This is a genomic window from Sphingobacterium siyangense, from assembly GCF_007830445.1.
Classification (GTDB): domain Bacteria; phylum Bacteroidota; class Bacteroidia; order Sphingobacteriales; family Sphingobacteriaceae; genus Sphingobacterium; species Sphingobacterium siyangense.
In genome coordinates this window covers 40370-65405 of the sequence record NZ_VLKR01000017.1, presented here as the reverse complement: position 1 = coordinate 65405, position 25036 = coordinate 40370, and the positions used below count along the sequence as shown (strand labels likewise).

Genomic DNA, 25036 nt, shown 5'->3' with positions numbered 1-25036 from the left:
TGATTCCTCTGAATCCATTTGTTTTGTCCTATCTTCAAAATTAATGATCACTCATCGCTATTACAACAAAAAAAGCCATATTGTTGTTTCAATATGGCTCATTATTCCTTGTTTTTTGAACTTTACTTTTTACGGAGTAGGTAATCCAAGATAGCTTTACCCGTGTCATCGGTAGAGATGGCTGAATTGGACAAGATGACTACGCCACTTTTTTTGTCGGGCGATAAGGCTAGATAGGAGCTGCTTCCAGCAGTTCCGCCATTGTGCCAATAAACCGTTAGGTCGTCAATCAAATTCATATGCCATGCGAGTCCGAGGTCTGTGTCTGGGGGGAGAAAAAATGTAAATAACCGGGTATTTGCCATCGCATTTTCCAATGGAGTCTGCGGCATCTTAAATTGCGCATTCGCAAATTTAAGCAGATCCTCCAGAGTCGATTTTAATCCACCAGCGGGACCGAAAGCGTCAAACGACCAAGGAATTACTTCTTGGCCTTCTTTGTTGTATACTTTAAAAGTATCTTTTCTCTTAGGGTCTAATACTTGAAAGGTATTACTCATTTCAAGTGGTTTACAGATGATATCTTTTACAAGCTGATCATAACTTTTTTTATAGATACTGCATATAATGTCTCCTAATACGGCGTAACCAAGGTTGCTGTACTCATATTCTTCACCTTGATTTTTTTTATTTTTAAAGCTTGCGAGGTAATTATAAAGTGCTTTTTTGTCGTATGTTTTGTAGGGGTCGTTTTCGTTAAATCCTTTGACTTTGTCAAGATTGTCAGGAAGCCTAGGTAAGCCAGAGGTATGATTGGCCAGCATTTGAAACGTTATTTTCGAAAGTTCTCCATTTTTCTTGAGTGTATCAGGGAGAAATAGCGCGATAGGCTGATCTAACGTTATCGTTCCTTCTTCGACAAGATTTGACAAAAGTATAGCCGTAAAAACTTTGCTCAGTGAACCGATCTCATAAATAGACGTTTTTGTAGGCGGAGTTTGGTTGCCTTTGGCCGTCTCGCCATAGAAATAGGTTTTGGTTTGTCCATTTTTTAGAATGCCAATGGCAAGTGATTGCGTATTTTGTTGTTTCAAATAGGCATTTGCAACCGAATCGACAAAAAGGTCGTCGTTATCGACAGATTTCTGTGTAGCAGGTACCACAATAGTTTTTTCCACTTGAGGTTTTGTTGCTAAAGGACTGAACTTTAATGTGTTGAATTTTAGGGTAGTATCCGTCGCAAAAAGAACCTCATACGATCTGCTGTCGAAGTCCATCTGATAAGTTGCAAGCCCTTTTTCAAATTCTTGTATCGTTGAGCTTTTTACTCTTCCTAAGGGATAGAGCTCCTGCAGTACTTGGGTGAATTTGGCTAGGCTAATTTGCTGTTTGAAAGAATCACTGGCCAAATTATAGGCGGAGTCTGTCATCTGGGAATTGATAAAAAATTCCAGCCTATTGTAAACTCCTCTGTTGATCTGTTCCGCAGGATTCGTTTGGGCAAAGGAGTAAGAAGAGATGCCCAGCAATACTATTGTAATTAAATGTTTCATAACTATTGATGGGCACAAATCTACGGAATGTTTAAATTCCAATCAATTGTTTTAATCGTGCATAGCCTGATTTACTGATATTGAGCTTTTCGCCCGATGTCAGTGCAGCAATATAAGAGTCTTTTTCATAAGGTTCCAATTTAGCCAACTGATCCACTTTGATGATAAAAGAACGGTGGATGCGGACAAATTGATTTGGATCCAAAGATTTTTCAAAAAAGGACATGGTTTTGTTCTTGAGGTACATGCCATCTTTGGTATGAATTTTAACATAGTCATCGTAAGACTCCAGATATTTGACGGTATCAATCGGAATAATCTTAATCTGCGTACCTGTTTTTACAACGATACGGTCGATTTTTGTTTCGTCTTGTGCTGTTAGTACTTCGTAGTTGGGTTGGACTTTTTTCTCCGGAGCTGAGAAGTTAGCCCTAAATTTTTCCAAGGCTTTTTTGAAGCGCGTAGGTGATACCGGTTTTAACAGGTAATCCAATGCGTTCTTCTCAAAAGCTTTTAAGGCGTACTCATCAAAAGCCGTCGTAAAGATGACAGCTGGTGGATTGTCTATCAGTTCCAGCATTTCAAAACCCGTTAATTTGGGCATTTGTACGTCCAGAAAAATTAAATCAGGTTCATGGGTATGAATAGCCTTAACGCCTTCAAAACCATCGCCACATTCGGCAACGACCGATACATCGGCCTCATTTTTTAAGTAACCGGCAATAATGGAGCGTGCCAAGGGTTCATCATCGATAATAACGACTTTAATCATATTGAGGTATTTTTAGGGTACTGATAAATATATTGTCCAGAATCTGAGTTTCAAGGAGATCATTTCTTCCATAGAGGAGGTACAATCGGCGTTGAATGCTCGAAAGCCCAAATCCAGTGCCTTTTTTCGGTTTTGATTGCTCTTCAGTATCGAATGGATTGGTGATTTGGATCATTAATTGACCTTCATTCGACTGGCATTTTATTTTAATTTCTACTTGATCCGTTACATTATATAATCCGTGTTTAATTGCATTTTCTACCAGTGGCTGAATAATCATGGCTGGTAATTTATTGTTGAAAATTTCTTCTGAGGAAGAGATGGATGTATTTAGTCGATGACCGAAGCGTACTTTTTCAATATCAAGATAAAGTTGAAGGTGATCAAGCTCTTCTTCAAGTGTGATAATTTGATTATTTTCTTTCCTTAATGTTCCTCTTAAAAAGTCCGATAACTGGAATGTCATGTTTCGGGCTTCATCCGGATTGGCGCCAATAAGTGCTATAATGGAGTTAAGGCTATTGAATAGGAAATGCGGCTGTAACTGTTGTCTTAAATTATACAGTTCGGCTTCCCGAAGTAAATTTTCGGATTCCTGTTTCCGCTTGATATTGTTGATGTTGTCTTCCTGAATATTCCAAACGATATTGATAATGGCAACAGAAGTCAAAATAAGGAAGTTAACGATACCCCGATAGGGTAAGGTTAAATCCAGCAATGGGGTAAAGGTCGATTCGATAAAGTAACTCATCAAAAATCGGCTTAATGCGATGCTTATTGCGCCCATGATTAATCCGATGATGAGTACCTTCCAAATCTCCCGGGGTTGCGGGGTGTAGAAATTGAGTGCTGATGACATGCCATAACAGCAAAACATCATCACCACACTGTTTATAAATGAATCTTTGAATGCGAGTTGTTGGTCAAAACCAGAACGAAGCATCAATAAATATTGTAACGCGAGATATCCGATAAATACGGATATACATATAATGCCAATTAAACGACTTTTAACACTGAGGAACAGTTTGTTTTTCATCTATTAAGCATTTTTTATGGTTAAATTGCCTAAAATACAGGTCCCTGTAATGTATATTTTCTTATCCGTATCAGGATTATAAATTGTTTGAAAGCGGCGGTCATCAACAGATCCTAAGACCGATGCCACGTTGCTAAATACCGTCCAATGTGGAGGAATGATAATACGTGCGCTACCAAACAATTGGAATGTATCGATCACAATGGGTTGTTGAATATCCGCTTTTGTTAAATCCAGTTCTACACTCCCAAATACATTGGTCAAGTTGCCACCTCTAAAATTTTTGGAATAGATTACCTTCTTTTGACCTGCAAAAATACTGTTCAAGTTGAGGTTATCTTCAAATGACTGTTGAAAAGGATCTTTGTCGCCAAAAGCCTGCTGATTAGGCGAGGCTTGTTGGCTTGATCCATATTGTTCGTTGAAAGGTTTTGATTCCTGATCAGCGGTACTACCGTCTATAGGTACTTCTGTGGGTACATGGACTCGCTTATCCCAGTCGTAAGAGCCTTGCGGCGGATTAGGGTAAGTTGGGGGAACCATCGGAGGTTTCCTTTTGCTCATGATAAAGTAAATACCGAGCGAAATGATGATGATCGGGACGGTTACGGAACCAAAATCTGTGCGCATCATTCTTGAGATCAGGCTTGCTCCACCTATGATCAACAAGATAATTGCCGATTTTTTCTGAAATTGGGAATTTATACCGATGACCAATCCAATGATGATTAATATCGTTTGCCAGCCAAACAACCAATCCGGAAACCAGCTTCCTAAATTGAGGTTATTCAATAATAAGAATATACCTACGATGATCACAATCGCTCCTACAATATTGCGGCTATTATTGCTGTTTGGTATGATGGGTTCTTTTTCCATAATGTTTTTACTATTTATGACTCAAAGATAGAGGCACAAATATATTCTACATATTTGCTTTAGGTAATACAACTTATATTTTCGGTAAATGTAATGATTTCGTCGGTAAAAAATCTTGTTGTTTAATTTTTGTCTTGATTATAAATAGTAGGGAACTGCCATTTTTGCGCGTAATTGTCTTTTTTTTTAATATTATTTGGTGTATTAAAATGAATTATTATATATTTATCAAAGATTAAGATTACTTTAAACTTAAATAACAACCAATGGGAGATTTTGAAAACAAAGAACGTGAAGAAGTTTTTTCAAAAAAGGTGAGAGCAGGTAAGCGTACTTATTTTTTTGATGTAAAAGCAACTCGATCGAACGATTACTACATTACTATCACAGAAAGCAAGAAGCGCTTTGAGGATGGCCAGTTTATTAAGCATAAGATTTTCTTATATAAAGAAGATTTTGAGAAATTCGCTGATGGTTTGACGGATGTGGTTAATTACATCAAGTCTAATCAGGAAGTAATCGAGAAACGTTATGAGCCTAACTTTGATGATGCATACGCTGAGGAAGCGGATGTTCGGTCAAAAGATGATTTTTCGTTCTAGTATCCGTAGAACGAAATCTTAATGAAAAAAAGAAATAAAAGCCACTGTTGTGGCTTTTTTTATTGTTTTTATATCCGATGCCGCACTTGACGACCAAGGTGATGGTTATAATGGTATATTTCGCAGAAAATCATTGAGCACCGCATTGAATTTTTCGGGTTCCTCGAGATTTGGCAGGTGCCCGGATTCTTCAAACTCCATATAGCGGACGTCGGGTATATTTTCGATAAGGATATTTGTTTGCTCTTCGCTCATCAACTTGTCGTGTTTACCTTTTATGATCAGTGTTGGAATAATAATTGTCTTCAACGAATGGGTTGTATCTGTTCGTGAAGCAAGAGCGAGTTGTGTCGCGCAAATGCTGGCGACTTCATTTCTGCGAATACAGCTTTTGACGAGTTCAACAGCTTCGGGGTTTTCAAGGATTGTTTTATCGTGAAACACGTTTGCGATAAAGCCAATGGCAAATGGTCTTCTGCCATATTTTAATAAAGCCTGAATGGAATCAAAACGCTTTTGTTTGCCTTTGTTGTCGTCGGAAAGGGAATTCGTGTCACAGAGGATAAGTCCTTTGAGCTGTTGTCCGATCAGTTCATACGTCCTGAGGGCGATGTAGCCACCCATAGAGATTCCACAAAGGATGACATGGTTGAGGTCGAGTTTACGAATAAACTCCACAAGATCTTTGGCAAAAACATCGACGGAGAAAAAACCATGTCCATTGGTACTTAGGCCATGTCCTCGAACATCAATAGCGATGCCTGTATAATCTTCGTCGAGTTGTAGGAGTTGTTGTTTCCAGGTGTTTTTGTTGAAGGGGAAACCATGAATGAAAATGACTGTTTTCGGAGAGGGGTATAATTTGCTTGGGCGAATATAGTAAGAGATACAGATATCTCCGATGCGAATTTTACTGAGTTTTAATTCTCTTTTGCTCATGAATGCTAACATTTGTCCGTGTCTGAAAAAAAAAGTTGATATTTTAAATATAATATTATCAACGAGATAAAAGAAATGTTGTTGTATAAAGTTTAAAAAAGAGAAAAAATGTTTGTTAAATCGATAAATATAACGATATTTGCATCACCAAAACGGAAAAGGATAACGGATTTGTTTTGGTTGCCTAGCGCTCCTAGCTCAATTGGATAGAGCATCTGACTACGAATCAGAAGGTTAGGGGTTCGACTCCCTTGGTGCGCACAAATACAGTTTTTGTATTGTTAAAAGAGGCATTCCTAGCTCAATTGGATAGAGCGTCTGACTACGGATCAGAAGGTTAGGGGTTCGACTCCCTTGGAGTGCACAAATAAAAGCCAGTCAATTTGATTGGCTTTTTGTTTTTAGAAGCATTATTGCAGGGCAGTCGATGGAAGGAGGGAACTTCTTTTTGAAAAAAAATTTGTAAAAAAACGAATTCTGACTATATTTGCGTCACCAAAACACATGGGACAGAGTTCTAAACGTAATGGTTTATTGCGCTCCTAGCTCAATTGGATAGAGCATCTGACTACGGATCAGAAGGTTAGGGGTTCGACTCCCTTGGAGCGCACAACTGAAAAGCCTAGTCATCATCTGTGATTAGGCTTTTATTTTTTAACTCGTTTTAATTTCTTAAATAAAACTATGCTAAACCTTGTAATATTTGGCCCTCCGGGTGCAGGTAAGGGAACCCAATCTGCAAAGCTTATTGAAAAATATCAATTGGTTCATGTTTCAACTGGTGATATTTTTAGAGCACATATTAAAGGTCAAACGCCACTTGGTCAACAAGTGAGCCAGATTATTGCTGAGGGAAATTTAGTGCCAGATTCGATTACGATAGCAATGCTGGAAGAGGAAGTAAAGAAAAATCCGGATGCAAAAGGATTTATTTTTGATGGATTTCCTCGTACTGTTGCTCAAGCTGAGGCATTGGATGCTTTTTTAGAAGGTATCAATACATCAATCTCGGTAGTAATCGCACTGGATGTGAATGAGGATGAATTGAAAGCACGCATCGCTAAACGTAAGGAAATTTCTGGTCGTGCGGATGATGATGCTGATAAATTGGTGAAGCGTATTGATGAATATTTCACAAAGACGATTCATGTGTTGCCATATTATGAGGCACAAGGTAAACTTTCTAAAGTGAATGGTATCGGTGACATCGATTCTATCTTTAAAAGTTTAACAGATATCATCGATAATTATTAATTAAGATAAGTACTTTTTAGACTGTAATAAATTGTAATGGCGCAAGGCTCGAATTTTGTTGATTATGTGAAAGTGTGTTGTCGTTCTGGACATGGTGGGGCAGGTTCGGCTCATTTGCACCGTGACAAGCACACAGCTACCGGTGGACCCGATGGTGGTGACGGCGGTCGTGGAGGGCATATTATACTGAAAGGAACGACTAATCTCTGGACGTTACTCCATTTAAAATATCGTAAGCATATTATTGCGTCAAACGGTGAGTCTGGCGGCAGTTCTTTGCGTACTGGGGCAACTGGACGTGATGAGATCTTGGAAGTGCCATTGGGTACGATTGCGAAGGATGCAGAGACGGGAGAGGTATTGTTCGATATCACAGAAGACGGTGAAACCAGAATATTGGTTCCGGGAGGAAAAGGCGGGCTGGGCAACTGGCATTTTAAGTCGCCAACGCAGCAGACACCGCGGTTTTCGCAACCTGGTCTTCCAGGTAAAGAGCAGTGGATGATTCTCGAATTGAAGGTTCTTGCTGATGTTGGACTGGTTGGATTCCCGAATGCTGGTAAATCAACGTTGTTGTCAGTCGTCTCGGCTGCGAAACCAGAAATCGCAAATTATCCCTTTACAACACTGGTACCTAATTTGGGTATGGTGAGCTACCGGGATAACCGTTCCTTTGTTATGGCCGATATTCCGGGTATTATCGAAGGCGCTTCAGAAGGAAAGGGATTAGGGTATCGTTTCTTGCGGCATATTGAACGAAATTCAGTTTTGCTGTTTATGGTGCCTGCCGATACCGATCGGACGATCCGTGAGGAGTACGCGATTCTATTGAATGAACTGACAGCGTATAATCCAGAATTGGCAGATAAACCCAAATTGCTGGCTATTACCAAGTCTGATATGCTCGATGAGGAGCTGGAGAAGGAAATGGAGCAGGAGTTACCGGAAGATGTACCCTATATTTTCATTTCTTCGGTGACAGGTAAAAATATATTGCCATTGAAAGATATGATCTGGAAAGCAATCAACTCTTAAAAGTTGAATACATAAACAGGAAAGGCGCTCCACACCGTGAAGCGCCTTTTCTGTTTCTATTAAATGCTATATGTTGCTAAAAAAAGAACATTTTATAAGTTTTTTTGTTAATTTCATACTATTATTTTATTCCTGATGGAAGGCTGGTTTTTAGCCCCATTACCAAATTAAATCTAAATGAAAACAGCAGACGAAAAGTATTGCGTAGAATGTGGCAAGTTGATCAATATCAAGGCCGAGGTTTGTCCCTATTGTGGCGTAAGACAGCCTATATTTTACGCCAACCAACCCTTTCAGCAACAAAATAACACGTTTCAGGATGACAGATGGCTGCCGGCATTGTTATTTTGCTTTTTTCTAGGCCCTTTTGGAGCACATCGGTTCTATTTGGGGCAAATTGGTACTGCCGTTATTCAGCTGCTTACCTTGGGCGGTTGTGGTATCTGGTATCTGATCGATTTGATTATGATTCTTGTCGGAAAATATAAGGATGCAGATGGCAATTACATTAAGAGTCCTATAAACAATAATTAATGATTTATATCCTGCTGAAATACCTTAAATATCATTGGATCTATTCGTTGGTATTGGGGTATTTCGGGATTGCTATAGGCTTATATCTTTTCACGGATATCCATATTCTTGTTCCTTGCCTTTGGAAGGCTGCAAGTGGCTATGATTGTCCGGGATGTGGTCTTACTACCGCTTTGATTGCCTTGTTGCGCTTGGAGTTTCGAGAAGCCTGGTTAGAGAATCCATTGATTTATATGCTTGTGCCGCTATTGACAGGTCTGATTTTGAGAGACTTTGCAACGTTTTGGAAGAAAGAATTAGTTGAAGAATAAAAAAATAAAAAATGTTTTCACTTTTAAGTGATATGTCGTAACTTTGTCTCCCGTGAAAATTAAAGTAGAGTCTTTATTGGTAGGTGCCTTAGGAAACGGTTTGTCAATCGTGATGATGCATTGTTAATAGATATTTAGCCCATTTGAGGGCTTTTTTTATATCCAATCAAGAACGCTTTAAAATTCATAAAAGTAAGGATACACATTTTATAATATTACATCGATAATGACCAACTACAGCAAATTGCCTGCAATTTTAGTTTTAGAAGATGGTACAGTTTATCACGGTAAAGCCGCTGGTAAAATTGGTACGACTACTGGGGAAATCTGTTTCAATACAGGAACAACTGGTTATCAAGAGATTTTCACAGATCCATCTTATTTTGGACAAATCATGGTAACCACCAATGCTCATATTGGTAACTATGGTATTGATGAGGATGATACCGAATCAAATCAAATTCAGATTGCGGGACTAGTTTGTAAGAACTACAACATCAACTATAGCCGTAAAATGGCTGATGAATCTATCCAAAGCTACTTTGAAGAGGGTAATTTAGTTGGTATTTCTGATGTGGATACCCGTTCATTGGTGCGACATATCCGTGATAAAGGTGCGATGAATGCGATTATTTCTTCAGAAACATTGGATGTTGAGGAATTAAAGCGTCAATTGGCTGAAGTTCCTTCAATGGATGGACTTGAGCTGTCTTCAAAAGTAACAACAGCTGAGCCTTATTTCTTCGGTAATGAAAATGCTTCGTTACGTGTAGCGGTTTTGGACTTGGGCATCAAGAAAAATATCTTGCGCAATTTTGAGGCTCGTGATGTATATACAAAGGTTTTTCCTGCGAAAACAACATTTGAGGAAATGGAGAAATGGAATCCGGATGGTTATTTCATTTCCAATGGTCCTGGCGATCCAGCACCGATGGATTATGCAATCGATACGGTAAAAGCCATTTTGAATGCAAATAAACCGATGTTTGGTATTTGTTTAGGTCACCAGATCTTAGCATTGGCAAATGGTATCCGCACAAGCAAATTGCATAACGGACACCGTGGTATCAATCACCCGGTGAAGAATATTATCGCCAACCGTTGTGAAATCACTTCGCAGAACCACGGTTTTGGGGTTGTGGCTGAAGATATCCAAAATTCTGAGAACGTCGAAATTACACACGTTAATTTGAACGATCAGTCTATTGAAGGTATCCGTATCAAAGGACAGAAAGCATTTTCGGTGCAATATCACCCAGAATCATCACCGGGCCCACATGACTCGCGCTATTTGTTTGATGATTTTGTAGCGATGATCAAAAACTAAATTGTACAATATTATATAAAAAACCCTTCAGATCTTGAAGGGTTTTTTATTGTATTTATTTGAACAGTTATGCCGATGGGGCATATTTAATTCATAATAAATAGGGGAATAAATACATTTTTTATTATATTTGATTGTGAAAAATGTCTGTAGACAAGAGTGTGTCTTATCTACACTAAGTAATGAAAATAAATTATAGTCTAATAAAGAGATGAGTTTAATTATCGATGTTCATGCGCGTCAAATTTTGGATTCGCGCGGTAACCCTACAATTGAGGTAGATGTTACTACACAAAATGGTTTTGTTGGTCGTGCAGCTGTTCCTTCAGGTGCTTCAACTGGTATTCACGAAGCAGTAGAATTGCGTGATGGTGACAAGTCAAAATATCTAGGAAAAGGTGTTTTGAAAGCTGTTGAGAATGTAAACACTACAATTGCAAAAGCACTAGAAGGTGTAGATGTTTTCGAGCAAAATGCCATCGATAAAATCATGATTGATTTAGACGGTAGCGAAAATAAAGGAAACCTGGGCGCTAATGCTATTTTAGGAGTTTCTTTAGCTGTAGCGAAAGCTGCTGCACAAGAGTCGCGTCAACCATTATACCGTTATATCGGTGGTGTAAATGCGAACACGTTGCCTATCCCTATGATGAATATCATCAATGGTGGTTCACACTCTGATGCACCTATCGCATTTCAGGAATTTATGATCATGCCTGTGGGTGCGCCTTCATTCTCTGAAGCTTTGCGTTGGGGTACTGAGGTTTTCCATACCTTGAAAAAAATCTTACATGACAGAGGTCTTTCAACTGCAGTAGGTGATGAAGGTGGTTTTGCGCCAACTTTTGAAGGTACTGAGGATGCTATCGAAACAGTTTTGAAAGCGATTGAAATCGCTGGTTACAAACCAGGTCAAGATGTTTGTTTAGCGTTGGATTGTGCTTCTTCTGAGTTCTACAAAGACGGTAAATACGATTATACGAAGTTTGAGGGCGATAAAGGTGCTGTACGTTCTAGTGAAGAACAAGCAAGCTATTTGGCTGAATTAACAGCTAAATACCCTATTATTTCTATCGAAGATGGTATGGCTGAAGATGATTGGGCTGGATGGAAAACATTGACTGATAAAATCGGTGACCATGTTCAATTAGTAGGTGATGATCTTTTTGTTACAAATACAAAACGTCTTCAACAAGGAATTGATACTCATACAGCAAATTCAATTTTAGTAAAAGTAAATCAAATCGGTTCATTGACTGAAACGATCAATGCGGTTACTTTAGCTCAAAATTCTGGTTATACTTCTGTGATGTCACACCGTTCGGGCGAAACTGAAGATGCGACTATCGCTGACTTAGCTGTAGCATTGAACTGTGGACAGATCAAAACTGGTTCTGCTTCACGTTCTGACCGTATGGCTAAATACAATCAATTGTTGCGTATCGAAGAAGAATTGGGTGGTAATGCCCGTTTCATCGGTAAAAACTTTAAATACGCTAAAAAATAAGCTAAAGTTTGATTTTTAATAAAAAAAGCCGAAGTATCTTCTACTTCGGCTTTTTTTTGTGGGCAAAATATATTTTTCTATCGGTGCATTACGGACCGGATCTGATAACCTGTCTTAGAATAAGGTATTTCCTGTGTTTTTGTTGGGATAGGTTAGATCCAAGTCGAATGTTGTATTCAGCTTTTTGATAAAATGTGTCGCCAGTAACGGTGATTCTACCTCAATATTCTGATGGATAAAGAAATACAATTTTTGCAATCCATTTTCCCGCCATAGTTTCAAAACATCAATCCATTGATCCAGTCGATCATAGTCTGTTGCATGATTTGCCCCTACATACCGTACGAAAGCAGTCGGCGTGGTCAGGCGCATATGGAGCATATCTCTCCGGCCTGCAGTATCGACCAGTACATTGGTCACATTGGTTTCCTCCAGCAGTGCATAGAGTTCTTTTGTTACTTCGGGTTTGGAAAACCAATCTTTATTTCGGACTTCCAACGCTAGCGGGACTTCTTTTGGCCAGTCATGAAGAAATAGTTTTAAACGGGCCATGTCCTTTGGATTATAATTGTCGTGCATCTGAAGAAAAGCCATTCCCAGTTTTTCATCGAAATGAACAATGGAGTCCGTAAATAATTTTACTTTATCACCCGTATTCAGTAGTCTGCTGAAATGGCTGATGGATTGTGGTATTTTTGGGAAGAACTTGAAGTTAGCAGGTGTTTTCTTTTTCCAGGTCTCTACCTGGTCTATGCCAGGTGAATTGTAGAATGTAGCATTGAGTTCAATGCTGTTAAACTGTGTGGAGTAATAAGCAAGTTCGTCTTTTGTCCCTCTGGGATAAAAGCCTTTTAAATCTTGTTTATTCCATTTTGCACAGCCTACATATACCTCAAAAGGCTTGTCTATTTTGAAGTGCTGTAATAAGGTTAAGGTTTCTGGTGTAGTAGGAGGAAGGGTAAAATCGATTTCCTCGGGATGTTCTACTTGGCCGAATTTCATATCAGTTTTTTCTTAATTTATAATCAAATAATAGATGAGCCAACAACGCCAACAGCGTATAACATGTGCCTACGAAAATAACACCGGGCCATTGGAAGTGTTGCCATGCTTGTGCAGCAAAAAAAGTGCCTGTTGATCCACCAATAAAATAGCTGACCATATATACGGTATTTAGTCGGTTGTTGGCACCGAGGTTTAGCGCATAGAAATCGCTTTGATTCAGGATATGCATCGACTGTAGGCCAAGATCGATGAGAATAACACCAAGGATCAGGCCCCAATAGTAATTGCCGAAGAGGGCGAATAATAACCAGCTGAATAACATCAATAGGATCGCGTACAAGATGATTTTTGCTTTGCCTATATAAATGGTTAGTTTATTAACAAAAGCAGCGGCAAGGGCCCCACAGGCACCGACGAGGCCAAAGGCTCCAGCAGTTGCCGGGCCATCAAAGAAAGGTGGGGCTTCAAGATGGAAAACAAGCGTTGTAAAAAATGCAGAAAAAGCCCCAAATCCCATGGCTCCACGAAAAGCAGCCATCTGTAATACAGGTTGTTTCCTGGCAAAGTTCCAGACTGATCGCATCAATTCCTTATAAGAACCTTTAAAATTAGGCAGTACCTCTGGTAGCTTCAATGCGATGATGATGGCTGTAATGACCATAATTGCTGACGCTATCCAATACATTTCGCGCCAGCCAAAGTAGGAGCCGACAAACCCGCTTACAACCCTAGAGAGTAATATACCGATCAGCAGACCCGACATAACCATACCTATCGCTGAAGCCTGCTTTTCTTTGCTCGCAAGTTCGGCTGCCATGGGCACAAAAACCTGTGGAATAACAGACGTGAAACCTATCAGAAAGCTGAATAGCAAGATAGATAGGATAGAAGTGGACATGGCCATGCCTACCAAAGAAAAAATAATGAAAAAGAAATCGATCAAGATCATTTTCTTTCTTTTAAACATATCCCCTAAAGGAACGATCAGTAACAGGCCAAAGGCATATCCGATCTGCGTTAACATGGCCGAATTACTGACCGTAGCCTCGTCAATATGTAGGTCTTTGGCAATCAAGCCCAATAATGGTTGATTGTAATAATTATTGGCGACAACTAAGCCTGTGGCGATGGTCATCAACCACAAGGTTGCTTTGGATATTTCGTCTTTTGAATCTATTGTTTGCGACATGAGCAATTAATGTAATTCATCCCAGAGATCCTGAAATTGCTGTTTCAATGTTGCAACTTCCTGTTCCAATTGTCCAATTCGATCGAGTAAGATCTGGTCATTCGAGGAGCCGCTCACCGGACCACTATTTTCATAGGCCTCCAGATTGATTTCTCCTAATAAATGGATGTAGCGGACTTCTTTATGACCCATTTGTTTAGGTAAGGACTTAAGATAGCCTTCTTGTGCCAATTTTTCCAATTGTTCATTGATTTCGCCCAACGATTCAAATTCATAAAGTCTTCCGGAGTTTGAATTAATTTCGCCGGCGGTCAGCGGTCCTCTGAGTAGCAATAAACAGACAATGGTTAATTCAGAGGGAACCAGTGGAAATTGTATGGCAAAATTGTGTTTGTACTTTGTTACGCGAGATCCACCGCCAACAACTGTCGAGATTAAGCCCTTTTTCTTTAATATATCCAATGTCGCAATAATATCTTCTTCTGTATATTGTACAACCGGTTTGCGGGAAGTTTTTTGGTTACAAGCAGCTTGTAAGCTGTTGATTGTCATCGGATAATATTCTGGAGTTACTTTTGATTTTTCGATTAGTGAGCCTAGTACACGTTGTTCCATGGCAGACAATTGGGGCAAATTAGTTGTTTCCATTTATTTTGAAGAATATAAATTTATGATTGAATGCAAGCATGCTGTTATGGCAACATAACATTGGCTTGCTGTTTTGTTTCTTCTCAAAGATGCCCTTTTTCTCATATAACTCCAAAAGATCTTTTTCTTATCTTCGCATGAGTAATAGAAGTTTTTAAGGTGCTTAAGATAGCTTTTCGTCAAGAATTTGTCCACCCCGTCAAAGAGGGGCATCGATTTCCGATGCTGAAATACGAGTTGATTCCTTTACAGTTAAAACATGAAGGTCTGGCAGATGAGTCAAGTTTTTTCAGTCCTGAGCTTGCGAGTTTTGAGACATGCTGTTTGGTCCATGATCCAGTGTATGTAAAGCAGTTGTTTGAGCTTACTTTGGATTCCAAGATGGTTCGTAGAATAGGTTTTCCATTAAGTCAAAGCCTTGTTGATCGGGAGCGATATATCCTAGATGGGACGATCCGTAGTGCTAAATATGCACGTGAGTATGGTGTTGCTTTTACCATTGCAGGGGGGACACATCATGCCGGTTATGATTTTGGTGAAGGCTTCTGTCTGATGAATGATCAAGCGACTGCCGCCGGTTACTTATTGAAGTATAAATATGCTAGCCGTATCCTCATCATTGACCTGGATGTGCACCAAGGAAATGGTACCGCCCATATTTTTGAGGGGCATAACCAGGTGTTTACCTTTTCAATGCATGGTGAGAAAAACTATCCCTTTGTCAAACAGCGTTCCCATTTGGATATTGGCTTAGCAGATCATATTACGGATATGGAATACCTCACTTTATTGGAAGAAAGTTTGGTTGGTGTATTTCGGGAATTTGAGCCTGATTTCGTTTTCTACCAAGCAGGGGTCGATATTTTGGAAACAGATAAGCTGGGTAAATTGAACTTAAGCAGCAGTACCTGTCATCGGAGAGATGAATTGGTCTTTCAAATGTGCCATAAACACAATATCCCTGTTCAAGTAAGTATGGGCGGAGGTTATTCTCCTGAAATTAAAGATATTGTAAATGCACATTGTCAGACTTTTAGAATAGCAATAGATATATATAATTTATAAGATAAGAAATATGTTTTTTCACCAAGATGCAACTTTTGAAGCGTTATCTATTCATCGTGTAGGCAATAAAGCGCAAGATGAATTTTATATTTTGTCGGATGCCCCGGTATCTCTTGAAGGAGATGACGTGTTACCTGGACTCCTGATGCAGTATTTTATGAGCCCCTTTGCAAAGGTGAATGAAGTATATCGCTTATATCATCCCAATGGAGAGTTGGAGCTGAATGAGATTTTCTATTTTGCAAGACAGTATTTTAAGGAGCAGCTTCCATTTCATGATTTTTCCCAACAAATTTCAAAACACCTTTATGAGGTATCCAACCATCCTAAAATTAAAGCTGGAGAGGTGTATGTAGTTGCCTTAAAAAATGTGCAGATCGAAGGGGAAGAACATGATGCGATTGGTATATTCAAATCTGAGAATAAAGAGACTTATCTGAAAGTATATCCGGAGCAAGGTGCTTTTATGTTGGAATATGAGCAGGAGGCGATCAATATCAATAAACTGGACAAGGGCTGTATTATTGTCAATGTGGAAGAAGAAGAGGGGTATAAGGTGCTGGTTCTCGATCAGACAAACCGTCAACAGGAGGCTGTATATTGGAAAGATGAGTTTCTGCAGCTTCGCGTGCGTAACGATAATTTCAATCAAACGGGGAATTACCTGAAAGTGTATAAGAACTTTGTTCAGGAAAAATTAGACGAAACGTTTGAATTGGAGAAAGCGGACAAGATTGATCTGATGAACAAGTCTATGAATTACTTTAAGGAAAAGGAAACTTTTGTCCAGGAAGAGTTTGAGGAGGAAGTCTTGGGCAACCCGCAGGCGATTGCTTTATTTCAGGACTTTAAAGCTGGTTTTGAAGATGAATTTGACTCTCCATTTCAGGCAAGTTTTGAAATAGCAGATAAAGCGGTAAAAAAAATGGAATCTTCTTACAAGTCTGTTTTAAAGCTGGATAAGAATTTTCATATCTATGTTCATGGTAAACGTGAATATCTTGAGAAGGGTTACGATGAGGATAAAGGCATGAATTATTACAAGGTCTATTTTGAGAACGAAAGCTAATCGTTTTATATCATTATTTGAATGGAAAAGCGCAATAAAATAGCTGTTTTCACACTGCTGTTACTGCTGATTGGAATTTTTATTTTCTCCCTGATTGAGAAACATAGCCAATGGATTGAGGTGTTTTATGCGCGCGGCTTTTACCGTTTCTATAGCCATGTGCCAAGATTTATTTTTGGTTATGTTCCTTTTAGTTTAGGTGATCTATTTTATGCTATAGTAGTTGGGTTGCTACTTTATTCAATTGCTAAATTGATCGGAAATTTATGGAAAGGAAGATGGAAGAATTCCTTTCGTCCGGTTCTACTTATCATAAATTTGTTATTGGGTCTCTATTTTTTCTTTTACCTATCTTGGGGCCTGAACTATTATCGTGAACCAATCAGTACCAATGCCAATTTGCAAGTTGATAGCTTAAAGTTAGCCGATTATCTCGTGGTTTTGAATGCGTTTCTGGATAGTACAAATAACTTGCGGGAGCATGTAGATCCATCCCAATGGGAAGAGCATAAAGAAACTATTCAAACGGATTTGAGTACATGGGTACAACAGGATACGGCTTTTGCTGATTTCTTGTCAAGGGGTCAAATTAGGGCAAAATCACCAATAAATAGCAGGATAGTCTCTTTTTTTGGTGTCTCGGGCTATTTTAATCCATTTACTCATGAAGCACAGGTTAATAAAGCAATGCCAGTAACCTTTTTACCTTTTACTACAGTGCATGAACTTGCGCATCATCAGGGAATTGGTTTTGAAGACGAGGCGAATTTTATAGCTTTTGTTCGCTTACAGCAACATCCACAGTCCTTCTACCGATACTCGGCTTATCTACAGACCACGCTTTATATGTTACGTGAACTGCAGGGTATGTATCCTGATTTAGGAAAGGATTACAAGGGAAGATTAAGCGCGAAAGTATTGAAAGACGTGGAAAAAGAAAGGTGTTTTTGGAGTCAATACACGGGTTGGGTCGACGATGTGATGGGATTGTTTTATAATCAATACCTGAAACATAACAATCAACAGGAAGGAATAGCACGGTACGATCGGATGACGCGGTTGGTATTGGCCTATGAGCTTAAAAGAAGAGGATGTAGATAATAATGAACCCATAAAAAAGGCGTATTATTCTCTAATACGCCTTTTTTATGGGTTAAGGATTTCGTTATTGTGTTGAAATTAGTTCAAATGTACCCTCAGTTCCGGCACTGCCAGAATAAATCTGTCCTTGAGGTAACCCTCTCAATCCGGTGGGAGCAGTTTTAATCCGATCATAGATGTTTCTCAAGTCTGTGTTTGCATTGACAGCGCGGCCACCTGCAGCTACGTCTCCATAGATATAGTTCGCCGCTTTTTTGTTTGTTGTTTGCGGTTTGAGACTGCCATCTGTTAAAGTGACTTTAATTTTTCCTCCGTTCCCATTGGGAAAAGTTTTGGTACCATTAAAAGCGTCATCCCCTTTTGCAATGATATAAAGGGAACCTAATTTTTGAAAATTAGCATTGATGTCAAAGTTTGCACCGTTATTCTTTCCATCGGTTCCATAGATGGTTGCCTTATTTCCAATTTCAGCATAACCAATCGTTAGCTTGACATTTTTCTTGCCATAGAACGAAAGGGTAGCATTGTCTTTCATGATTAAAGTATCGATGTGCATGACGACAGTTGAGTCTCTATTATCGATATTTTTTTTTGCCTTTTTGCCAATTTCCAGTTTAGAAATATGTTGTATTTCTTGTGCTTTCCCAGTGAAGGTCATTGCAAAGCAAAGAAAAAAGCCTAGAATAAATTTAAATTTCATAAAACTTTTAATTAATTGTAACTAACTAGTAGTTTGACAAATAAAAGGTAAAAGAGTTTAAATTTTAGCGAGATATTTTACAATTAATTTGGCAGTTTTCTCTGATGCGCCAGGAGAACCTAGTTTCTCAGCCAAAATATCGTAGTTTTCCATCACACTTGCGCGATGAGCTTTATTATTGATAAGTTCGCCTACTTCATATGAAATATCATATGCCGTGCAGTCTTCTTGAATCAATTCCCTCACTGATAAGAAATTATTAATTAGATTCACTAGAGAGATAAATTTAACCTTGATGACTAATTTGGCTATCCATACAGATATTGGGTTAGCCTTATAAACGACAACCTGAGGTACTTTCAGAATACCTGTTTCAAGAGTAGCCGTCCCACTTGTAACGACTGCAGCTTCTGCGTTATGGAGAATGTCGTAGGTTTGATCGAAGATCACGGGAATATCAATACCTTTAAAAAACTGCTTGTAGTAGGCTTCATCAAAATTAGGAGCACCGGCGATGACAAATTGATGAACAGGAAAGAAAAATGGAAGTTCGGCCATGATAGGAAGAAGCTTGGAAATTTCCATTTCCCGGCTTCCCGGTAAAAGGGCGATCAGTGGTTTTTCTGAAAGTCCATTTTGTGCTCTAAATTGGGAATTGAAATTATAGGTTGAAATCGCATCCAAAAGCGGGTTTCCAACGTAATCAACGGGCATACGCCACTGCTTATAAAAATCTACCTCAAAAGGCAAAATACAAAACATATGGTCGACAATCCGTTTGATTTTCTTTACGCGGCCTTGGTTCCAGGCCCACACTTTTGGGGAAATATAGTAGCATGTTTTGATTCCATGTTTTTTTGCAAAATCAGCAATTTTCAAATTGAAGCCCGGGAAATCTATTAGAATGACGGTGTCTGGTTTTTCTTTTAATAGATCATTTTTAACAAGTTTGAGATTCCTAGATATCTTTGGCAGATTTTTTAAAACTTCTATAAAGCCCATAAAAGCCATTTCTGAAGTATGTATCAATGCTTTTTTTTCGGCCTCTGCTTGCATTAGATTTCCCCCGACTATTTGGAAAGTCGCATTGGGGTCTTCAATTTTTAATGCTTTAATAAGATTGGCGCCATGTAAGTCCCCTGAAGTTTCACCTGCAATAAGATAGTATTTCATATGTCAACGATTTATTCTTTAATGATCATTTGGAATATCTTTTTATCGTTAAAACTGCGTTTCGTCTTAACGATGAATATTTCATTGAAATGATCGTTTTTGAACTGTTAAAGATAAGATTATTCTAGGTATATGATGACTTTGAACATATTATTCCATATCTTTAATTAAAGATGTTCAACTTTTGAAGAAAATATCCTAAGTATAAAAGCTAAATAGTATTTTTGTCTTATGCAACGATTGTGGTCTTTAATAAGAAATAAGTATTTGTTAGCCGCTTTGGCTTTTCTCGTGTGGATGTTATTTTTTGATCGAAATGACTTTGCCACGCAGTATAGTTATCAAAAGCAGAAAGCAAATTTGGAAAGTGAACGCTCCTTCTATCTGAAGGAGAATGCCGCCATCATTAAGACAATTAACGATATTCGATCAAATCCGCAAGAAGTGCAACGTATTGCTCGTGAGAAGTATAAGATGAAAAAAGACAATGAGGATATTTATGTGATTACTAAAGTAGCAGCTAAAGAGAATCATTAAGATCTACAGTATCGTATAAAATGAAAAACAACGGCCATCATGATTACATGACGGCCGTTGTTATAAAGTATATAGATATGGGTATTTTAATTTGCGGCTTGCGCTACTAAACCAATGTATAATGGTTTCTTTTCATCATTAGCTTTGCCTATGAGTATCAATGAATAATAATAGCCTTCAACCAATTTAATATCGCTGCGTGTTGCGATTGTTTTCCCCGCTTTATCACGAGCTGTTACAGTGAATGTGCCACTTTTTTGAGCGATAAAGCCCTGATGGGCACTTGCCGAATTCTGTGTTTCTTGTGCTCTATTTGTCCATTCTGATGGGGAAGTCTGATCGCCTATTTTAAGGCTAACTAAATCCGTACCTTCAGCAAGATTAAAGAAGCGTAAACCAGACTCTGTATTTTTGATGTCTTTATTGATTCGATCTGTAGTGATCACCTGTACGGGTTTGGATTTCGTTCCAAATAAAAAGGATGTATATATGGTGCTGTCTTTGATTGTTACAGTTGTATCCGTTAATTTAGTGTTATATTCAGCGGAAACTGTAATTTTACGTGCGCCTGTAAATAAGCCAATTTGAGCATAACTCTTGAATCCCAGTGGATAATTGGGGTTTTGAAGCGAACCTCCGTCTGCGAAATATATAACTGCATTCGCATCAGTGTACCCATTGACCATGGTAAGCAATGCAGCAGGAATTGGCTGGTCATCGTTATCTTTTAGACAGCTTGTTAGAAAGAAGGCCGCTAAAGCAATAGCAATAAAATTAAATAATCTATAGTTTTTCATAACCGTGTAATATTAAAATCTGTTTTTGTGACTCACATTGCGCTTGTGTTGTCTATTATACGGAGATGACTGACACTTTGCTACAGCGATTTGTAAAAATAATAAAAATCTATAATCAGATCTCGTTTTTTATTCCAATAGCCTTTGCAAGCCAGTTTTTAAAGATGGTGGTTAATCGGATCGGCGGCAGATGAATATGGTTCCTAGGCAAAATTTAATCAGTTTGAGGGAAAGGATTTGCTTATGTTGCGATATGCAATCCGATTTTGATTCGAGTTTGGTTTAGGGCGAGGATTTGGATTGTTAAACTAGTAATCCTAATTTTGAAGTATGAACAATAGAATCAAAAGAATTGCGAAGGGAATGTTTGAGCAGTTTAGGCATCGTAAAATTACGGAATCTGAATTTGTACAGGCGGAAGCAAAAGCGAGGAATCTAGGGGGCTATATGGACGACTTCAACGTATTAATTGCAATGTGTAAGGACACAGTTACGGGGAAGTATAAAATGGATAAATGGAATTTATCGATTATTATTGGAACGATACTTTATGTGGTTTCGCCGATTGATGCGATTCCTGATTTTATTCTTGTGGGCGGGTGGATAGATGATGTGGCCATTGTTGGTTATGCGATTCGCAAACTTAGCGCTGAGATGGAACAGTATAAGCGTTCAAAGTTTCCTGTAGAAGCGAGATAAATAAAAAAAGCTACTTTTCTAAAGTAGCTTTTTTTATTTATTATTGAAGTTCAACTAGTGCTTAAAGTGTCTAACACCTGTTGTTACCATGGAGATTCCTTTTTCATTGGCCATATCAATTGACAATTGATCTTTGATTGAACCACCAGGTTGCAACACCGCCGCGATACCAGCTTCTGAAGCAATTTCCACACAGTCAGGGAAAGGGAAGAAGGCATCCGATGCCATTGCACAGCCTTTAAGGTCAAAACCGAAAGAAATGGCCTTCTCAATAGCTTGTTTCAATGCATCTACACGTGAAGTTTGCCCTACACCTGAAGCTAACAAAGTGCCATTTTTAGCAAATACGATTGTATTTGACTTGGTGTGTTTTACAATTTTGTTCGCAAAATAAAGATCCTCCAGTTGTTCTGCAGTTGGCTGTACTTGTGTTACTGTAACCATTTGTTCAGGTCCTTCAATCGTATTGTCTTTATCTTGAAGAATGACGCCGTTCAATAGAGTTTTGAACTGTTGTTCTGGCAATGTAACCTCTTTACGAACCAAAATAATTCTGTTTTTCTTTGCGGTAAGTATAGCGATCGCTTCTTCAGAATAAGAAGGTGCAATCAACACCTCGAAGAATAATTTATTGATCTCTTCAGCTGTTGCAGCATCAACTTGACCATTCGTTATTAAGACTCCACCGAAAGCTGAAACAGGATCACATGCTAAAGCATCTAACCAAGCTTGTTTGATTGTTGAACGGGAGGCAACTCCACAAGCATTGGTGTGTTTTAAGATCGCGAATGTAGGTTCTGTGAACTCATCAATCAAAGCAACGGCAGCATCAACGTCAACCAAATTGTTGTAAGATAGCTCTTTACCGTTTAATTTATCAAACATCTTATCTAAATCACCGAAGAAAGTGCCTTTTTGGTGCGGGTTTTCACCATAGCGCAACACCTGCGCTTTTTGCTCAGATTGTTTAAAAACCTGAAGCGGATTTTCTTGATTGAAATAGTTGAAGATTGCTGTATCGTAATGAGAGGATGTATTGAATGCACGTTTAGCAAATTCTTTACGTTGTTCCAATGACGTATTACCTTCTTGGTTTGCTAGTATTTCTTCCAATTCTTTGTAATCATTTTTGGAAGAGATAATAACGACATCGTTAAAGTTTTTAGCGGCAGCGCGTATCAATGAAATTCCACCGATATCTATTTTCTCGATAATATCTTGCTCGGATGCACCGGAAGCAACAGTTTCTTCAAAAGGGTACAAATCCACAATAACCAAATCGATCTCAGGTATTTCATACTGAGCAAGCTGTTGTTGATCCGACTCAAGCGGGCGGCGTGCCAAAATACCGCCAAATACTTTTGGATGCAATGTTTTTACACGGCCTCCTAAAATAGAAGGGTAGCTGGTGAGGTCTTCAACTGGAACAACATCTATACCTAAATCTTTGATAAATGTTTCTGTTCCACCAGTGGAATAGAAGGTTACACCGTATTTGTTTAATAATTCAACTAAAGGAGCAAGGCCGTCTTTATAATAGACTGAAACCAATGCATTTTTAATCTTTACAGGATGGTTCATTATGATGGATTTGTTTCGTGGCGCAAAGATAGGTATTTAAAATCTTGATATCAATAAATCAAGTACTTTAAATAGAAAGGAGAATCTGTTTACGAGATTCTCCTTTCTACATTGTTTTAATTTTATACCAAATTGAGCTTTAATTTTAGCTCTTCAGAAATTTGGTTGGTGATATCCCAGATTGGTTCTGGTTCATCGGTATTGTTAAATATGACCTGATCGCACGTATCCTGATAGGGAAGTAGGTACTCGTTGTAGGATGGTAGTACATGGTTTATCCATTTGTACATGACATCATCTTCAAAGTAGCCCCGTTCAACCAGATCGCGGTGTAGACGTCTTCTTAATGCGATATCCTGATCAGCGCTTAAAAATATCTTATGATTGATTAAATTATTAATTTCCGTATAATAGAAAATGAATAGGCCCTCAATAATTAAAATGGGTGCCGGTTTAATCTCTAGTATTTTGGGTGTTAATGAAGGGTTGTTAAATGTATACTCTTCTTTATATATTGTCTCACCGTTAAAGAGTGCCTTGATATCTTTATAAAAAGCATCTCTGTCGATTGATGTCGGAATATCGAAGTTATAGAGCCTATTTTCCTCCTGGGTTTTAGTATTGGCAGGGATGTAATAATCATCTTGGGAAATTAAGGTTACCTCATTAGGCTTAAAATGTTTTAAAAAACTATTTAAAAAAAAAGTCTTTCCAGAGCCACTACTTCCGGCAATTCCTATGACATACGGTTTGTTATTCATTCTTACTATGCTATAAAAGCTATTTTATTCTGTTAATTTTCTAGAGGTAATCCATACGCAATTTCGACCTGGAAGCGTTTGTCAAGTGCGCCTATGCTTGCGGCGGCAGACTTTGACAACACGACAATTGCATTTTGGTTTTCGGCATTATCATTAAATTTACCGACCACTTTAGCGTAAGTAACACTTTTGGTCATTGGGTTGGTAATTTTTAGAATAGTACCTACTGGAGCGCTCTTATGAAGAGCAAGGTTGCTTGTACCCTGGGATGAAAGTCCATCAATCCACACACCGATACCACGTTCGGACTTTTCGCGTATTCCGTAGCGGTTTGTTGAAATTTGATTTTCTTCTTTATCGTCATTGTCTGTAGAATCAGGTGTTACAATTTCGATTCCTTTAGGTTCAACTAATTTTGGCCGTTCAGGAGGTAGGGGCTGGTTGGGGATCATAAGCTTCATTCCACCGCCAATAACGTTATTTTTTAAATTGTTCGCTTTTTTGATATCTTCAACAGAAATACTGAATCTTTTAGATATGGCATAAAGTGTCTCTTTCTCTCCAACGATATATTCCGTAAAACCTTCTTGCTGTTGCGGATTACGCGGGTTTTGCACTGCCGTATTTCCACGGTCGTTGCTTACTGTTGATTTCGCTTTTCGACCTGTCGGAATCTTAACAATTTGCCCCAGGCTTAATGTTCCATTACCATTTATTTGGGTCAATTGACCCACCGTTGTTTTATACTTTTTACTTAACTGGTAATAATTGTCTCCTTTTTCAATTTTGAACAACACGTATTCTTCACCATTGATTGCTTCAGTCCCTACTGAATCAGGGATAAAATCAGTACGTAAAGAAGTTGAATTCTTTGCTTCAACTTGTTGAATAGCTAATATCGCGATGGATAGAATAGCTATCTTTTTATATGTTTTTAATTCGAATAAAACTTTCATATA

General features: G+C 38.5%; 26 protein-coding genes and 3 tRNA genes. 15 read left to right on the top strand and 14 right to left on the bottom strand.

Annotated elements, in window-relative coordinates; translation table 11 throughout:
- Positions 1–122 precede the first annotated feature (122 nt).
- The 4 genes from IQ31_RS15725 to IQ31_RS15710 are packed head-to-tail and all read right to left on the bottom strand — an operon-like array spanning position 123 to position 4243.
- Positions 123–1553 (bottom strand): serine hydrolase domain-containing protein, encoded by a 1431-nt coding sequence (locus IQ31_RS15725; RefSeq protein ID WP_088162232.1) that lies wholly within the window; start codon positions 1551–1553, stop codon positions 123–125.
- 31 nt (positions 1554–1584) lie between these two features.
- Positions 1585–2325, bottom strand: coding sequence for a LytR/AlgR family response regulator transcription factor (locus IQ31_RS15720; RefSeq protein ID WP_075993408.1), 741 nt, complete (start codon positions 2323–2325; stop codon positions 1585–1587).
- Entirely contained in the window at positions 2318–3364 is a 1047-nt protein-coding gene (locus IQ31_RS15715) for a sensor histidine kinase (protein ID WP_088162231.1), read from the bottom strand. The genes IQ31_RS15720 and IQ31_RS15715 overlap by 8 nt, the downstream gene beginning before the upstream one ends.
- A gap of 3 nt (positions 3365–3367) precedes the next feature.
- The gene (locus IQ31_RS15710) at positions 3368–4243 is read right to left on the bottom strand and encodes a LiaF transmembrane domain-containing protein (RefSeq protein WP_232475560.1); all 876 of its coding nucleotides are present in this window, start codon (positions 4241–4243) and stop codon (positions 3368–3370) included.
- Positions 4244–4509: 266 nt separating this feature from the next.
- Between IQ31_RS15710 and IQ31_RS15705 the strand changes: the two genes are divergently transcribed.
- Complete coding sequence (locus tag IQ31_RS15705) at positions 4510–4845, top strand: DUF3276 family protein (RefSeq protein WP_075993406.1); 336 nt, start codon at positions 4510–4512, stop codon at positions 4843–4845.
- 105 nt (positions 4846–4950) lie between these two features.
- Here IQ31_RS15705 and IQ31_RS15700 read toward each other — a convergent pair whose 3' ends face one another.
- On the bottom strand, positions 4951–5784 hold the full coding sequence (locus IQ31_RS15700; protein WP_145328658.1) for an alpha/beta fold hydrolase: 834 nt from the start codon (positions 5782–5784) through the stop codon (positions 4951–4953).
- Positions 5785–5971: 187 nt separating this feature from the next.
- Here IQ31_RS15700 and IQ31_RS15695 point away from each other — a divergent pair.
- From IQ31_RS15695 to eno, 9 genes are all read left to right on the top strand, one after another.
- A tRNA-Arg gene (locus IQ31_RS15695) sits at positions 5972–6045 on the top strand.
- A 29-nt stretch (positions 6046–6074) separates the two neighbouring features.
- Positions 6075–6148, top strand: a tRNA-Arg gene (locus IQ31_RS15690).
- Positions 6149–6320: 172 nt separating this feature from the next.
- Positions 6321–6394: transfer RNA gene (locus IQ31_RS15685), tRNA-Arg, on the top strand.
- Between the two features lie 74 nt (positions 6395–6468).
- A complete protein-coding gene (locus IQ31_RS15680; RefSeq protein WP_046675448.1) occupies positions 6469–7038 on the top strand; it encodes an adenylate kinase in 570 nt (189 codons plus the stop codon).
- A 36-nt stretch (positions 7039–7074) separates the two neighbouring features.
- Positions 7075–8073, top strand: a complete 999-nt coding sequence (gene obgE, locus IQ31_RS15675; RefSeq protein ID WP_046675449.1) for a GTPase ObgE — start codon at positions 7075–7077, stop codon at positions 8071–8073.
- 177 nt (positions 8074–8250) lie between these two features.
- Positions 8251–8607 carry an NINE protein gene (locus IQ31_RS15670; protein ID WP_075993404.1) on the top strand — a complete coding sequence of 119 codons (357 nt, stop codon included), beginning with the start codon at positions 8251–8253 and terminating at the stop codon, positions 8605–8607.
- On the top strand, positions 8607–8918 hold the full coding sequence (locus IQ31_RS15665) for a DUF2752 domain-containing protein (protein ID WP_145328656.1): 312 nt from the start codon (positions 8607–8609) through the stop codon (positions 8916–8918). Before IQ31_RS15670 ends, IQ31_RS15665 begins: the two co-directional genes overlap by 1 nt.
- Positions 8919–9144: 226 nt before the next feature.
- The gene (carA, locus tag IQ31_RS15660; RefSeq protein ID WP_075993402.1) at positions 9145–10245 is read left to right on the top strand and encodes a glutamine-hydrolyzing carbamoyl-phosphate synthase small subunit; all 1101 of its coding nucleotides are present in this window, start codon (positions 9145–9147) and stop codon (positions 10243–10245) included.
- A gap of 211 nt (positions 10246–10456) precedes the next feature.
- The gene (gene eno, locus IQ31_RS15655) at positions 10457–11752 is read left to right on the top strand and encodes a phosphopyruvate hydratase (RefSeq protein ID WP_120332612.1); all 1296 of its coding nucleotides are present in this window, start codon (positions 10457–10459) and stop codon (positions 11750–11752) included.
- A 114-nt stretch (positions 11753–11866) separates the two neighbouring features.
- Here eno and IQ31_RS15650 read toward each other — a convergent pair whose 3' ends face one another.
- The 3 genes from IQ31_RS15650 to IQ31_RS15640 are packed head-to-tail and all read right to left on the bottom strand — an operon-like array spanning position 11867 to position 14594.
- Positions 11867–12754 (bottom strand): DUF72 domain-containing protein, encoded by an 888-nt coding sequence (locus IQ31_RS15650; protein ID WP_145328654.1) that lies wholly within the window; start codon positions 12752–12754, stop codon positions 11867–11869.
- A 1-nt stretch (position 12755) separates the two neighbouring features.
- Positions 12756–13946, bottom strand: coding sequence for an MFS transporter (locus tag IQ31_RS15645; RefSeq protein WP_145328652.1), 1191 nt, complete (start codon positions 13944–13946; stop codon positions 12756–12758).
- Between the two features lie 6 nt (positions 13947–13952).
- Entirely contained in the window at positions 13953–14594 is a 642-nt protein-coding gene (locus tag IQ31_RS15640) for a YceH family protein (protein ID WP_145328650.1), read from the bottom strand.
- Between the two features lie 159 nt (positions 14595–14753).
- Between IQ31_RS15640 and IQ31_RS15635 the strand changes: the two genes are divergently transcribed.
- Genes IQ31_RS15635 through IQ31_RS15625 form a run of 3 tightly spaced genes read left to right on the top strand, consistent with a single transcriptional unit; the run spans position 14754 to position 17829 of the window.
- Complete coding sequence (locus tag IQ31_RS15635; RefSeq protein WP_244294511.1) at positions 14754–15659, top strand: histone deacetylase family protein; 906 nt, start codon at positions 14754–14756, stop codon at positions 15657–15659.
- 10 nt (positions 15660–15669) lie between these two features.
- Positions 15670–16728: a nucleoid-associated protein gene (locus tag IQ31_RS15630; RefSeq protein WP_075993398.1), complete on the top strand. Its 1059-nt coding sequence runs from the start codon at positions 15670–15672 to the stop codon at positions 16726–16728.
- 21 nt (positions 16729–16749) lie between these two features.
- Positions 16750–17829 (top strand): DUF3810 domain-containing protein, encoded by a 1080-nt coding sequence (locus IQ31_RS15625; RefSeq protein ID WP_145328648.1) that lies wholly within the window; start codon positions 16750–16752, stop codon positions 17827–17829.
- A 64-nt stretch (positions 17830–17893) separates the two neighbouring features.
- Here the strand turns inward: IQ31_RS15625 and IQ31_RS15620 are convergent, their stop codons facing one another.
- Both IQ31_RS15620 and lpxB read right to left on the bottom strand, forming a co-directional pair.
- Entirely contained in the window at positions 17894–18529 is a 636-nt protein-coding gene (locus IQ31_RS15620; protein ID WP_145328646.1) for a hypothetical protein, read from the bottom strand.
- Between the two features lie 57 nt (positions 18530–18586).
- A complete protein-coding gene (gene lpxB / locus IQ31_RS15615; protein WP_145328644.1) occupies positions 18587–19702 on the bottom strand; it encodes a lipid-A-disaccharide synthase in 1116 nt (371 codons plus the stop codon).
- A gap of 231 nt (positions 19703–19933) precedes the next feature.
- Between lpxB and IQ31_RS15610 the strand changes: the two genes are divergently transcribed.
- Entirely contained in the window at positions 19934–20239 is a 306-nt protein-coding gene (locus IQ31_RS15610) for an FtsB family cell division protein (protein ID WP_075993394.1), read from the top strand.
- Positions 20240–20325: 86 nt separating this feature from the next.
- Here the strand turns inward: IQ31_RS15610 and IQ31_RS15605 are convergent, their stop codons facing one another.
- Positions 20326–21036, bottom strand: a complete 711-nt coding sequence (locus IQ31_RS15605) for a DUF4397 domain-containing protein (RefSeq protein WP_088162220.1) — start codon at positions 21034–21036, stop codon at positions 20326–20328.
- A 330-nt stretch (positions 21037–21366) separates the two neighbouring features.
- On the opposite strand from IQ31_RS15605, the gene IQ31_RS15600 reads away from it, so the two are divergent.
- On the top strand, positions 21367–21735 hold the full coding sequence (locus IQ31_RS15600) for a YkvA family protein (RefSeq protein ID WP_075993392.1): 369 nt from the start codon (positions 21367–21369) through the stop codon (positions 21733–21735).
- Positions 21736–21789: 54 nt separating this feature from the next.
- Here IQ31_RS15600 and purH read toward each other — a convergent pair whose 3' ends face one another.
- The 3 genes from purH to IQ31_RS15585 all read right to left on the bottom strand — a co-directional run bounded on the left by purH (position 21790) and on the right by IQ31_RS15585 (position 25033).
- Entirely contained in the window at positions 21790–23316 is a 1527-nt protein-coding gene (gene purH / locus IQ31_RS15595) for a bifunctional phosphoribosylaminoimidazolecarboxamide formyltransferase/IMP cyclohydrolase (protein WP_075993391.1), read from the bottom strand.
- A gap of 122 nt (positions 23317–23438) precedes the next feature.
- Positions 23439–24077, bottom strand: a complete 639-nt coding sequence (locus IQ31_RS15590) for a uridine kinase family protein (protein ID WP_075993390.1) — start codon at positions 24075–24077, stop codon at positions 23439–23441.
- 32 nt (positions 24078–24109) lie between these two features.
- The gene (locus IQ31_RS15585; RefSeq protein WP_075993389.1) at positions 24110–25033 is read right to left on the bottom strand and encodes a LysM peptidoglycan-binding domain-containing protein; all 924 of its coding nucleotides are present in this window, start codon (positions 25031–25033) and stop codon (positions 24110–24112) included.
- Positions 25034–25036 lie beyond the last annotated feature (3 nt).

Bases quoted from the DNA above. Each gene is read 5' to 3' on its own strand.
- IQ31_RS15725 (WP_088162232.1), bottom strand. From the start codon at position 1,553: ATGAAACATTTAATTACAATAGTATTGCTGGGCATCTCTTCTTACTCC.
- IQ31_RS15720 (WP_075993408.1), bottom strand. From the start codon at position 2,325: ATGATTAAAGTCGTTATTATCGATGATGAACCCTTGGCACGCTCCATT.
- IQ31_RS15715 (WP_088162231.1), bottom strand. From the start codon at position 3,364: ATGAAAAACAAACTGTTCCTCAGTGTTAAAAGTCGTTTAATTGGCATT.
- IQ31_RS15710 (WP_232475560.1), bottom strand. From the start codon at position 4,243: ATGGAAAAAGAACCCATCATACCAAACAGCAATAATAGCCGCAATATT.
- IQ31_RS15705 (WP_075993406.1), top strand. From the start codon at position 4,510: ATGGGAGATTTTGAAAACAAAGAACGTGAAGAAGTTTTTTCAAAAAAG.
- IQ31_RS15700 (WP_145328658.1), bottom strand. From the start codon at position 5,784: ATGAGCAAAAGAGAATTAAAACTCAGTAAAATTCGCATCGGAGATATC.
- IQ31_RS15680 (WP_046675448.1), top strand. From the start codon at position 6,469: ATGCTAAACCTTGTAATATTTGGCCCTCCGGGTGCAGGTAAGGGAACC.
- obgE (WP_046675449.1), top strand. From the start codon at position 7,075: ATGGCGCAAGGCTCGAATTTTGTTGATTATGTGAAAGTGTGTTGTCGT.
- IQ31_RS15670 (WP_075993404.1), top strand. From the start codon at position 8,251: ATGAAAACAGCAGACGAAAAGTATTGCGTAGAATGTGGCAAGTTGATC.
- IQ31_RS15665 (WP_145328656.1), top strand. From the start codon at position 8,607: ATGATTTATATCCTGCTGAAATACCTTAAATATCATTGGATCTATTCG.
- carA (WP_075993402.1), top strand. From the start codon at position 9,145: ATGACCAACTACAGCAAATTGCCTGCAATTTTAGTTTTAGAAGATGGT.
- eno (WP_120332612.1), top strand. From the start codon at position 10,457: ATGAGTTTAATTATCGATGTTCATGCGCGTCAAATTTTGGATTCGCGC.
- IQ31_RS15650 (WP_145328654.1), bottom strand. From the start codon at position 12,754: ATGAAATTCGGCCAAGTAGAACATCCCGAGGAAATCGATTTTACCCTT.
- IQ31_RS15645 (WP_145328652.1), bottom strand. From the start codon at position 13,946: ATGTCGCAAACAATAGATTCAAAAGACGAAATATCCAAAGCAACCTTG.
- IQ31_RS15640 (WP_145328650.1), bottom strand. From the start codon at position 14,594: ATGGAAACAACTAATTTGCCCCAATTGTCTGCCATGGAACAACGTGTA.
- IQ31_RS15630 (WP_075993398.1), top strand. From the start codon at position 15,670: ATGTTTTTTCACCAAGATGCAACTTTTGAAGCGTTATCTATTCATCGT.
- IQ31_RS15625 (WP_145328648.1), top strand. From the start codon at position 16,750: ATGGAAAAGCGCAATAAAATAGCTGTTTTCACACTGCTGTTACTGCTG.
- IQ31_RS15620 (WP_145328646.1), bottom strand. From the start codon at position 18,529: ATGAAATTTAAATTTATTCTAGGCTTTTTTCTTTGCTTTGCAATGACC.
- lpxB (WP_145328644.1), bottom strand. From the start codon at position 19,702: ATGAAATACTATCTTATTGCAGGTGAAACTTCAGGGGACTTACATGGC.
- IQ31_RS15610 (WP_075993394.1), top strand. From the start codon at position 19,934: ATGCAACGATTGTGGTCTTTAATAAGAAATAAGTATTTGTTAGCCGCT.
- IQ31_RS15605 (WP_088162220.1), bottom strand. From the start codon at position 21,036: ATGAAAAACTATAGATTATTTAATTTTATTGCTATTGCTTTAGCGGCC.
- IQ31_RS15600 (WP_075993392.1), top strand. From the start codon at position 21,367: ATGAACAATAGAATCAAAAGAATTGCGAAGGGAATGTTTGAGCAGTTT.
- purH (WP_075993391.1), bottom strand. From the start codon at position 23,316: ATGAACCATCCTGTAAAGATTAAAAATGCATTGGTTTCAGTCTATTAT.
- IQ31_RS15590 (WP_075993390.1), bottom strand. From the start codon at position 24,077: ATGAATAACAAACCGTATGTCATAGGAATTGCCGGAAGTAGTGGCTCT.
- IQ31_RS15585 (WP_075993389.1), bottom strand. From the start codon at position 25,033: ATGAAAGTTTTATTCGAATTAAAAACATATAAAAAGATAGCTATTCTA.